Consider the following 9762-nt stretch of genomic DNA (forward strand, 5'->3'; position numbering starts at 1 on the left):
CTTCTCGGACGGCGTGCTGCGCCGTCCGGTAGGCGTCGGCGGCCTTGCCGGCGCAGCGAATCACGTCGATGGTGCGCAGGGCGTTCTTGGTACTCATGGCGGTCTCCTTGGCTGTCAAGGCGGTTGGGCGGTGCAGGCCGGACCGGATCGGCCCGGCCGCGCGGCGTTGCCGGGGGTTACGGGTGGGGCATGGGCAGGTGGACGCCGGGCAGGTCGAAGGTCACGACGGTGTCGTCCGGGTCGCGGTCGGCGCGGGTGGTCGCGAAGTGTGCGCGGACGGCGGCCGCGGCGTCGCCCGGGCCGTTGGCGGTGACCTGGTAGGAGGACAGGGCCGCCTCGTGGAGCGTGTTGTAGAGGGCGTCCGCGACGTGCGGGGCCTTCTGGGGCGAGGGGGTGGGGAGGACGCCGATGACCTTCACTCGCCATCCGTGGTCGGCGGCGAGGACGGTCCAGGAGTCCGTCTCGCGTTCGTAGCTCCACCGGAGGGTCCGGACGAATTCGTTGATCTCGGCGGTGTCGCGGTCGGTGTACTCGGTCCAGGGCCAGAGGAAGGCTCCGGGCCGGTAGTAGCCGTCCTGGTCCGGGAGGACCTCAGCTCGGCCGTGTGGCGTCACGATCACCACGGTGTCGCCCTCGAAGTGAGCCGGTGCGTTCCAGTGGCCTGCGCGGTGTGCGGTCTGCGTGTCGGCGCAGATCTTCCGCATCACGGCGCGGGTGAAGCGGGGGGCGCAGTATCCGTTCCAGTGCTCCGGCCGGGTCTGTCCGCGGTAGGGGCCCGCGATGCCCTCGAGGCTCACCTCGTTGCTGATCCACTGGGTGGCGGAGCCGTCGAACCAGTCCCGGATGGCTCGCGCGCAGCTGGCACTGTCGTGCGCCATGTCGGCGAGGGTGGGGTTGGTCAGAGAGGACTCGCGGTTGTACAGCTCATTGTCGGCGTAGCCGTCGAATTCCGGGCCGTACCACATGGCGAGCCAGCCGCTGTGGTGTGCGACGGGGTGGTCCACGGAGGCGTCGTCCGTGATGGCGATGTGCAGCTGGTGTTCGGACGAGTGGCCGTCGGGACCGAAGGCGACGTACCGGGCGGTGCAACCGCCGCCGGTGTGCCAGAACTCGGAGGGGATGGCGTAGGCGTCGAGGGCGGCCTTGAGTGCCACGTCGGCGCTGATGTCCTGGGTGGTGCCGCTCTGCGAGGCGAGTGCCTGCGTGACGGCTTCGCGGGCTTTGAGGAAGCGGGAGTCCGCCACCATGAGAGTTGTCGAGTGCATGACATTTCCTTCTTGAAGGGGGTGAGTGGGCTACTGGTGAGGGCGGCATCTCCGGCCACCTGCGGTGTGCCCTCGCTGCAGGAGCGGGGCGATGACGGCGAAGGTAGGAGGCGCGGGGGTTAGCCCGGCAAACGCGACGAAGTACCTCCGAGCTCAGGCGGTTTCACGCCAGGGACAGCACACGCGTGGGCCGCATCACAGCAGGTCAGAGAGTCAGACAGTGGATTTGGCTGGATTACATCGGCATGATCGGGGGATGTTCACCAAGTTCCGCAGCCGTCGTCAGCGCCGTACCACCGTTCATGAGCCGGAGCGGGTCGCGCCGGCCGCTGCCCCGCCCGCGCTGGGGGACGCCGAGGTCCTCGTCCGGGTGGAGCGCCTTCGGGCAGCGTTGCGGGCTGCCGGGTTTTCCCTCGATGAGGCGGCGGGGCCTGAACCGGTCTTCTTCGGCGAGCTGCGTGCTGGGCGCACCGTTGACCTCGGCCCCGGCGAGCAGGAGGCAGTCATGAGCTACCTGGGAGGCATCCCGGCTTCGTACGTGCTCGCCGACGAACCCCATGCAGAGATGCTGCGCCGGATAGAAGCGGAAGGCATCCGGCTGGATCTTCGCCGGGACGGCTTCGAGATTCAGGCGTGTCAGGGGAGCCTGCCGGATGACCCTGAAGCCATGCGAAGGCTGTCCGCCTACATCCGTCAGCAAGTGGAGATAGCGGTTGCCTCCGTGGAGGCCGGAAAGACGCCTGCGCCGCAGGAACCAACCGGCCCCTGACCTTGTCCCGGCGGACCCCGGGGCCCTTGGGTCGCGTACGGGCCCCTTGATGTGGGGGGGCACCTCATGGATCCGCGGGGGCGGTGGTCCGCCACCGAATGGATCCAGTAGTCCCCGGCGAGCCCACCGCAACGGCGGCCGCGGGCGTCGAGCCGCGGTGCGCCCTGCGGGTCAGGACTCGTGCTGCTCGTTCACGCACCCGTGGGCGCCGAGCAGTTGGTCATCGGCCCTCTGGATGGTTGCCCAGACCTCCTCCCCGTGCAGGCTGCGGCCGATAAGCAGTGTGAGGGGGGCGTAGACGCTGAGATGGCCATCGGCCGTACGGCTCCGCTGGTTGTCCACCCTTTTCGTCCGAGTCATTCGGTTCATCCAGTCCGTCCGGCGCGTGCAGGCCGTGTTGCCGTGGGTTCGTGGTGATCACACTGTCTGTTCGTGCATGGGCTGGCAGGGAGCTGTCCACTGCGACATGGAGGTCTGAGTCCACCCGCGGTCGGTTCGGACGTCTTCGCGGGCGGCGGCTTCGACGACGTATCCATGCGACTCAAGTACCTGTACGGCCCGTTCCCGCGGCAGGATCGGGACACGGCCGCTGACAGAGATCAGGTGGCGCCCCGGGTCGCCTGGCTGTGCGGTGGTGAGTTCCTCGGCGGGACCGAGGTCGACGTTCGGGCCGACGGTCACGTCCAGATCCGGGCCGATGACCGACATCGTCCATCGCCGGCGGAGCACACCGGCCTCCGCGCGGTAGAGGGCGGGCAGGTCCGCATGGGCGGGGTGCGCTTCAGGCACCGGGTCCTCCTCGGAGAGGGCGGGTGATCGGCGGCCAAGGGCGGGCGCCGGACTTCACACAGTGCACCGACACTGCCACAGGGCTCCCGGCATGCCGTACGTGTACGGAAGTTGGCGTGGGCTGCCAGGGCAGGGGGCAGGGGTGCCGGCCACGTACGCGGTGCGGGCGGGTCAGTGCCCCGGGGGTGTGCAAGGGCTCGTCCATGCCTCGGGAAGCCAGGCCGTGGTGCCTTCCGCCAGGCCGGACGCAGAGCGGTAGCGCAGGCGCAGTTGGACCCAGCCGTCGGCCTCGCGCAGTTTGATCCCGCGGTCGAGATAGAAGAGTTGCCCGATCGGTGCGAAGGTGGGGCCGGGTCCGGAGCGAGCGGAGACGGCGTCGCGGTTCACATACCGCGTGAGGTAGCTGACTGCGGCTGCAGGCGTCTCCGTGGGCGCGGGGTCGGCCGTGCGATGGACGAGGGGAAAGAGGTTCACGACGGACCTTCCTGGAGGACAGGACCGGCTCTGGCGCCGACCGCGATCGTGTGCAGAACAGCGTCGCGACGGGGCAGTGACCGGGCAACCCTTCAGTCCTGCAGGAGAGAGCTGCGGGCCTGCGTTCCCGGGCGGTGGCTCCGCTGTCGCTGCGTCCGTCCCTCCCTCTGGGACCAGAGGACGCCCCACTGCGAGGATGGCCCATCGCCATTCATCCGGGTAGGTCATGGCGGGGCGGTGTGGCTCGAAGTCCAGGGTGCGGCTCGTCATCAGAGACAAGCCGTCAGCGGGGAGGGGTTGCGGTCGTGACCATCCGCGTGCGGGACTTCTGGCGCTTGGCAGCTTCCGCCTTGGTGATCTTGTGCGCCTGGCCGCGGTTCACATCCCGCCCATGCCCCTTGAGCCACTTCACGATCTTCGGGGTATGGGTGCTGTCCAGCACCTCGATCGCGTACCGGACAGCGTCAGCCTTGGTGAACAAAGCTTGCAGCACCACTTCGTGATCCCCCGCAGATGAGGGGGACGCAACGATGTCTTCCTCCTCATCGCCCGGAGCGAACGGGGACTTGTCGGGGACGCCAGCGGTCCTCTCGCCTTCCGATGCCACTCCCCCGTCCTCGGACTCTCGTGGCGCTGCCACCAGCGGCAGCTGCCCGTCGTCGACCGACGAGGCCCGGAGCCCGGCTGCGGCGTTCTTCTTCCCAGTCTTGTGAGGAACCGGCCTCGAGTTCTCGATCATCGCGGCCCGGTGTGCTTGGGGCTCGCTGGGATCTCTGCCGTTCAGGCGCCGACGCGCTCGGGCGGTGACGACGTCGAGCAGGCCGTCGGTGATCACTCCGCCGGTGAAGGCGGCAGCCAGGCCCGCAGCGAGGCGGACATAGTGGCCGTGGTGTGCCGACACGCTTCGATAGGCGGCGGTGCCGCTTGTGGTCGCCACGGCGAGCGAGGATGCGGATATCGCAGAGTCCAGCAGCCTCAGGGTGATCTCACGAATCAGGCGCTGGGCGAAGGCACCTCGGTCGTCATAGAGCATGGGCATGGCCTCCTCGGGTCCTCGGGGGGCGGCGGCGTACACCGGCCAGGGGGCAGGCAGTCCAGGAGCGGCTGTCGAGAGATCGCCTTCGTCGGCGCCTTCTCCGGGTGCCTACAGGGGAAGTACGGCCGAACGCCGCGGTCTTGAGACCGGAGGGGCGATCGTGGTGTGTCTCTGCTCGGCGGTCGCGTCACGCTGCGGCCTGCGGGGTGTCTGGGCGATGAAGCCCGGCGGTGAGGGTGCGCGCGAGGCTGGCCACGGCGTCGGCTTGCTGCCGGGGTCCATGCGTCGCTTCCATGGTGCGGATGAGGGCGGATCCCACGATGGTGACGTCGGCGATGCGGCTGACCTCCTGGGCCTGCGCGGGAGTGGAGATGCCGATGCCGACTCCGATGGGCAAGTCGCTGGCGGCCCGCAGGCGCTTCACGAAGGTGGGAAGCGCATCGTGGAGGGGGCCGGTGGAGCCGGTGACTCCCGGGACGGCGGGGGCGTACAACATGCCGCCGGCGGCGCTGCAGATGCGGGTGAGGCGGGCGTCGGTTGTTGAGGGGGCGACGACGAATACGGTGTGCAGTCCGGCGCTTCGGGCCGCGGTGAGCCAGCCGTCGGCCTCTTCGATCGGCAGGTCGGGCAGGATCACCCCGGCGGCGCCGGCCTGCGCCAGGTCATGGGCGGCGCGGTCGAGGCCGTACTTGAACAGGGGTGGGTAGTACGCCATGACGAGCACGCTCGCGGGCGAGGCGGCCAGAAAGTGGATGCTCTCCAGGAGGTGACGGACGCGGAACCCTGCCGCGAGCGACTGAGCGGCGGCCCTTTGGATCACCGGGCCGTCGAGGCTGGGTTCGCTGTAGGGCCAGCCGAGCTCGATCACATCGGTGACTTCAGCAAGGCGGTGCAAGATCCGCAGGCTCTGGGCCTGGGTGGGGTAACCGGCGGGCAGGTAGGTGGCCAGCGCCGCCCGGTTGCTGGCGCGGGCTTGCGCGAGCACCTGGTCGAAGCGGGCGTGTGCGTTGGGCACGGGTCCGGCCGGTGGCTGGCGAGTTCCGCGCCGTGTCGCGTTCATGCGGGGAGGCAACCAGAGTTCGCGGGCTCGGGACGGCGCTCGGGGGTGAGCGTCTCACCGCTCGGCTCCGTGGTCGGGGGTGCTGTTCCGCCGCGCGGAACAGCACCCTCCAACCGTCGAAGGGTGCGGTCAGTGGGGCATGGAGGGCTGGAGTGCCTGGACGGCTCGGGTGATCAGGTCGAGCTGTTCGGGCAGCGGGGCACGGACGCCCCAGTCGCCCAGATCGGCGAGAGCTTCGCCGATCAGCGGGAGCAGGGTGGTGGTGTCCGCGTCGGCGGGAGGCTGTTGGACGGCACTGACGTGGAGGGCGAGTGTCAGCGGTCCGGCCACTTCGTCGAGGTGCTCGGTGAGGGCGCGCAGGTGCGCGATCGCCTGCTGCCGGAGCGGGTGGGGCTGGCTGGTCATCGGTTTGGCCAGGGGGCTTCCCGCGGCGTGCAGCAGAAGCTGGCGGCCGGTGTTCCATCCGTGGTGCACGGCTCCAGGCTGCTGCAGGTCGGGGTGGCTGCTGGCCGGGAAGATCGTGTGGGACGTCGGGATCTGGTCGATGCGGGTGATGGCCGTCATGCGTTCCTCGCTATCGGTGCTGCCGGTCGGTCCGGCAGGCGCGAGGGGACGCTAGGGAGCGCCCGCGTTAGCCGGGCAACCGTCACGTACGGCTGGGCGCGAGGTCCAGGTCCACGGCTTCGGGCTCGGGCGCGGTGGGGGTGGTGTCGATCCGCCGCTTCAGTGCGAGGAGGCCGCCAGCGGCGAGAGCCCCCAGAGCGAGACTCGTCGTCCACATCAGTTCCGGTCCGCCGGAATCGAGGGCGGCGGAGCTGATGAGGGGGGCGATTAGAGCGGAGATGCCCATGGTGGACGCCCAGATGCCGGTGTAGCGGCCGCGCGCATCGGCGGGGGCGAGACGTTCGACCACCGTCATGACGCTGCTGAAGAACAGCACCTCGCCCAGGGTCCAGACGGCGGCGGCGAGACCGTAGCCGATGAGGGACTGCCGGGCGCCGAGGTTTGCGCCCATGCCCAGGCCGAGGGTGATCGCGCCGGTGGCGCACACCACCAGGGGGGCACGGCGGTCGATCCAGGGCTGCAGGAGCGGCTGGAAGGCGACGACGCCGATCGCGTTGATGAGGCTGATGATCCCGTAGGCCGAGGGCTTCAGGCCGGCCTGGTCCATGGCCACGGGCAGTCCGAACAAGACCTGCTGGTAGGAGCAGAGGTACAGGAGCGTGAGGCCGGTCAGCGCGAGGAACCGTCCGTCGCGGAGCAGGGCCTGGTAGCCCGTGGCCGGGGAGTCGGGGCGCTTACGGGGTGTTGCAGGGCGTGGGGCCGTTCCGATCCGGCGGATCAGTACGGTGACCGCGAAGGCCAGGTTGGAGGCTGCGGCGATGTAGAAGAGCGCGGTCATGTGCCGGTCGGAGATGGCCGTGCCGACGGCACCAGCCACGCCTGCCCCTATGTTGGAGGCCCAGTAGAGGCGGGCGTAGGCCCGTCCGCGGGCCTCCTCGGGCACCAGGTCGGCGACGAGCGCCAGGACGGCCGGGCGAGGCGCGTCGAAGAGGAGGCCGACGGCGAACGCGGCGGCGGTCAGTGCGGGGAGCGTGTGCAGGGCGGGGAACAGGAGGTACGCCGTCGTCACGGCGGACAGGGTCACCAGGAGGGTCGGGCGTCGGCCGATGCGGTCGGCCAGCCATCCCGCGATGCCGGGTCCAATGGCCCAGCCCGCCCCGAAGGCGGCACTGACCTGAGCCGCGTCCGCCGCACTGAAATGCTGCTGGCGCACCAGGTACAGGGAGAGGAACGGCACGACGACGCAGCCGCTGCGGCAAATGGTGAAGCCGGCCACCAGCGTCCAGTAGGCGGCCGGCACCCGGAGCGGAGCGGGGCGGGACTGGAGGGTGGGGCGGTTGTCACGGGCCACCTCTGCTCCTTGATCTTGAGCGAATCCTGGCGGGTTGGAGGCGCAGATGTGCGCTGCGTCTGCCGCGCGGCGGGGCCGGCGGGTTCGGTTTGAGGATGCGGGGGCCGTGAAGAGATCGGGGTGGGCGGCTGCCCGTGGCGCCACCCGGCGGGAGTCGATCTTCGTGCCCGGTCCGTGGCGCGGTCCGTGCTGTGGGTGCGCAGGGGGGTGGCACCGTGATCCGACTGTCGGCCACGAGGGATCACGACTGCAGTTCGGCGCGTCTGTCCCGCGGGGCGGAACGCGGAGTCGGTTCGCAAGGCCAGGGCGTGGGACGTTCACCTCTGGAGAGCCGGTTCGGCGTGCGGCGGGGTGAGAGTGGTGCGGACTCGGCCGACCCGCGTGAGAGATCGGACCCCTTGATGGACCTGCTGGAGAAGTGCCGTGCCTATACCCGGGCTGACGAGGCGCGCGATGTTGGGCTCTATCCGTTCTACCCGGCCTTTCAGGGTCCGGCCGAGGGCGGGCAGGCGGTGCTGGACGGCGCCGAGGTGTGCATGCTCGGCAGCAGCGGCTACCGGGCGCTGAGCGTGAACGCACAGGTGATCGGTGCCGCGCAGGACGCGATCGCGTTGTACGGGACGTCCGCGACCGGTTCCCGGCTACTGAGCGGGAACCTGGATCTGCACGAGAACCTCGAGGCGGACCTCGCCGACTTCTTCGGCTACGAGGCGGCCCTTGTCTTCAGCACGGGCTACATGACCAACTTGGGTGTCGTATCCGCCCTGGCCGGGCCCGGCGACCAGGTGTTCCTGGACGAAAAGGCCCATGCCTCGCTGATCGACGGCGCCCGGCTGGCGGAGGCCTCCGGCGCGGTGGTACGCCACTTCGCTCACAACGACCCCAACGATCTAGCCCGTCAGCTGGCGGCCGCGCCGTCGACCTCTTCCTTGGTCGCCACGGACGGGGTGTTCTCCATGGAGGGCGACCTGGCACCGGTGGCCGAGCTCGTCGCGATCTGCGAGGAGTTCGGCGCCACCTTGCTGGTTGATGACGCCCACGGGGTGGGAGTGTTCGGGCGGGGCCGCGGGGTGGTCGAGCAGACCGGAATGCGGGGCCGGGTGCCGCTAATGACCTTGACGTTCAGCAAGGCATTGGCGTCGCAGGGCGGCGCGGTACTGGCGGATGCCAAGACGATCGACTTCCTGCGGCACACCTCCCGGACGCAGATCTTCTCCAGCGGGCTGAGCCCGGCCGACACTGCGGCCGCGCACGCTGCGCTGCGAGAGGTCCGCCGGCACGCGGAGGCGGAGCCGGACGCGCTGGCGGCGGCCGCGTACCTGCGCCGGGCCCTGGACGCACTGGGCTACGACGTGGCCGACAGCGCCGGCCCGGTCATCCCGGTGCGGTTCCCCGACCAGCTCTCGATGCTGTCGGCGCAGCGCCTCCTGGTCGAGCACGGGATCTACACCAACGCCGTACTCCCGCCCGCCGGCGAGGGCCACCAGCTGAGGATCGCGTGCACAGACGCGCACACACCCGATGTGCTGGAGGCGGCGATCGGCGTCTTCGCCTCACTGCGCGAGGACCTCCTCCCTCGCTACCGCCAGGCGGCGTGAGCGGGTGCCGTCCCACACGGACGTCGAGCCGCTGGAGATCCCTTCCGACGCCATCGCGAGGTCGGCGCGGTCCTCGTACATGACCCCGCCGACGTCCTGGCCCCGACCGGGGCCACGACGACGCTTCGCCCCACTCTCCTGAGGTCCGCGACCGCGAGATCTCGCCCCGAAAGGTAGGACACCATGGCCCTTCCCGCCCTCACCAATGGCGAGCGCGACGCGGCACGTCAGAAGGCCATCCTCGCCCGGCAGGCGCGCAGCGCCGTGCGGGCGAGCCTCAAGGCCGGGACCCTGACGCTGGCCCAGGTGCTGGACCGAGCGGACAGCGTCGTCGGCCGCATGCCGGTTCGACAGCTTCTGACCGCGCTGCCCGGCATCGGCCAGGTCCGCGCCACCCGGTCGATGAACGCCCTGGGCATCCCCGAGGGGCGCCGTGTCCAGGGTCTGGGACCTGCCCAGCGGGCCAAGCTCCTGGAGGAGTTTCCCAGCGCCGCGTAGCGCGCCTGCCGGTGGCCGGCGCCGCGGCGCCGGTCTCGGTCAGCTGCCTGCGGGGAGCTTGCCGACGGCAGTCTTGATATGGCGGTCGACCAGAGCGGGGGCGCCCACCAGCATCACCGCGACATTGCCCTCACGGACTGCCATGGTCTTGAGCACCTGCGCCCCGGAGGGCAGTTCCATCGTCGAGGTGTAGGCGAACTGTTCGTCGCCCAGTTCCGGGGTGACCGACTTGGACACCTTCACCTCGATGGGGGTGGTCCCCGATGTCATCGTGTAGGTGGGGCACGACGTGTAGGCACCGAACAGCTCCCGCAGCTTGCTGGAGAGCACCGAGGGGCGATCGCTGTGCACTTCTTCG

General features: G+C 70.1%; 11 protein-coding genes and 1 pseudogene. 3 read left to right on the forward strand and 9 right to left on the reverse strand.

Going from position 1 to position 9762, the window contains the following annotated elements; all coding sequences use genetic code 11:
- Window positions 1-176 precede the first annotated feature (176 nt).
- Entirely contained in the window at window positions 177-1265 is a 1089-nt protein-coding gene (locus tag P3H78_RS32225; RefSeq protein WP_276112731.1) for a hypothetical protein, read from the reverse strand.
- Between the two features lie 256 nt (window positions 1266-1521).
- On the opposite strand from P3H78_RS32225, the gene P3H78_RS32230 reads away from it, so the two are divergent.
- Window positions 1522-2034: a hypothetical protein gene (locus tag P3H78_RS32230; protein ID WP_276112732.1), complete on the forward strand. Its 513-nt coding sequence runs from the start codon at window positions 1522-1524 to the stop codon at window positions 2032-2034.
- Between the two features lie 171 nt (window positions 2035-2205).
- On the opposite strand, the gene P3H78_RS32235 is transcribed toward P3H78_RS32230, so the two are convergent.
- From P3H78_RS32235 to P3H78_RS32265, 7 genes are all read right to left on the reverse strand, one after another.
- Entirely contained in the window at window positions 2206-2394 is a 189-nt protein-coding gene (locus P3H78_RS32235) for a hypothetical protein (RefSeq protein ID WP_276112733.1), read from the reverse strand.
- 57 nt (window positions 2395-2451) lie between these two features.
- On the reverse strand, window positions 2452-2823 hold the full coding sequence (locus P3H78_RS32240; protein WP_276112734.1) for a hypothetical protein: 372 nt from the start codon (window positions 2821-2823) through the stop codon (window positions 2452-2454).
- Window positions 2824-2994: 171 nt separating this feature from the next.
- Window positions 2995-3297 carry an SH3 domain-containing protein gene (locus P3H78_RS32245; protein ID WP_276112735.1) on the reverse strand — a complete coding sequence of 101 codons (303 nt, stop codon included), beginning with the start codon at window positions 3295-3297 and terminating at the stop codon, window positions 2995-2997.
- 283 nt (window positions 3298-3580) lie between these two features.
- The gene (locus tag P3H78_RS32250) at window positions 3581-4330 is read right to left on the reverse strand and encodes a hypothetical protein (protein WP_276112736.1); all 750 of its coding nucleotides are present in this window, start codon (window positions 4328-4330) and stop codon (window positions 3581-3583) included.
- A gap of 190 nt (window positions 4331-4520) precedes the next feature.
- Complete coding sequence (gene trpA, locus P3H78_RS32255; protein WP_276112737.1) at window positions 4521-5393, reverse strand: tryptophan synthase subunit alpha; 873 nt, start codon at window positions 5391-5393, stop codon at window positions 4521-4523.
- 129 nt (window positions 5394-5522) lie between these two features.
- A complete protein-coding gene (locus P3H78_RS32260) occupies window positions 5523-5957 on the reverse strand; it encodes a hypothetical protein (protein ID WP_276112738.1) in 435 nt (144 codons plus the stop codon).
- 82 nt (window positions 5958-6039) lie between these two features.
- Window positions 6040-7308 carry an MFS transporter gene (locus P3H78_RS32265; protein WP_276112739.1) on the reverse strand — a complete coding sequence of 423 codons (1269 nt, stop codon included), beginning with the start codon at window positions 7306-7308 and terminating at the stop codon, window positions 6040-6042.
- Window positions 7309-7709: 401 nt separating this feature from the next.
- Between P3H78_RS32265 and P3H78_RS32270 the strand changes: the two genes are divergently transcribed.
- Together P3H78_RS32270 and mihF are read left to right on the forward strand one after the other, a co-directional pair.
- Window positions 7710-8906: an aminotransferase class I/II-fold pyridoxal phosphate-dependent enzyme gene (locus tag P3H78_RS32270; RefSeq protein ID WP_276112740.1), complete on the forward strand. Its 1197-nt coding sequence runs from the start codon at window positions 7710-7712 to the stop codon at window positions 8904-8906.
- A gap of 183 nt (window positions 8907-9089) precedes the next feature.
- Entirely contained in the window at window positions 9090-9404 is a 315-nt protein-coding gene (gene mihF / locus P3H78_RS32275) for an integration host factor, actinobacterial type (protein WP_018519983.1), read from the forward strand.
- Window positions 9405-9443: 39 nt separating this feature from the next.
- Here mihF and P3H78_RS32280 read toward each other — a convergent pair.
- Window positions 9444-9762 (reverse strand): annotated as a pseudogene (locus P3H78_RS32280) (hypothetical protein); the annotation flags it as partial.

It is taken from the genome of Streptomyces tropicalis (assembly GCF_029269835.1).
Lineage (GTDB): Bacteria > Actinomycetota > Actinomycetes > Streptomycetales > Streptomycetaceae > Streptomyces > Streptomyces tropicalis.

Excerpts from the sequence above, each read along its gene's own strand:
- P3H78_RS32225 (WP_276112731.1), bottom strand. The coding sequence starts at position 1,265 with ATGCACTCGACAACTCTCATGGTGGCGGACTCCCGCTTCCTCAAAGCC.
- P3H78_RS32250 (WP_276112736.1), bottom strand. The coding sequence starts at position 4,330 with ATGCTCTATGACGACCGAGGTGCCTTCGCCCAGCGCCTGATTCGTGAG.
- trpA (WP_276112737.1), bottom strand. The coding sequence starts at position 5,393 with ATGAACGCGACACGGCGCGGAACTCGCCAGCCACCGGCCGGACCCGTG.
- P3H78_RS32260 (WP_276112738.1), bottom strand. The coding sequence starts at position 5,957 with ATGACGGCCATCACCCGCATCGACCAGATCCCGACGTCCCACACGATC.
- mihF (WP_018519983.1), top strand. The coding sequence starts at position 9,090 with ATGGCCCTTCCCGCCCTCACCAATGGCGAGCGCGACGCGGCACGTCAG.
- P3H78_RS32230 (WP_276112732.1), top strand. The coding sequence starts at position 1,522 with ATGTTCACCAAGTTCCGCAGCCGTCGTCAGCGCCGTACCACCGTTCAT.
- P3H78_RS32270 (WP_276112740.1), top strand. The coding sequence starts at position 7,710 with ATGGACCTGCTGGAGAAGTGCCGTGCCTATACCCGGGCTGACGAGGCG.
- P3H78_RS32235 (WP_276112733.1), bottom strand. The coding sequence starts at position 2,394 with ATGACTCGGACGAAAAGGGTGGACAACCAGCGGAGCCGTACGGCCGAT.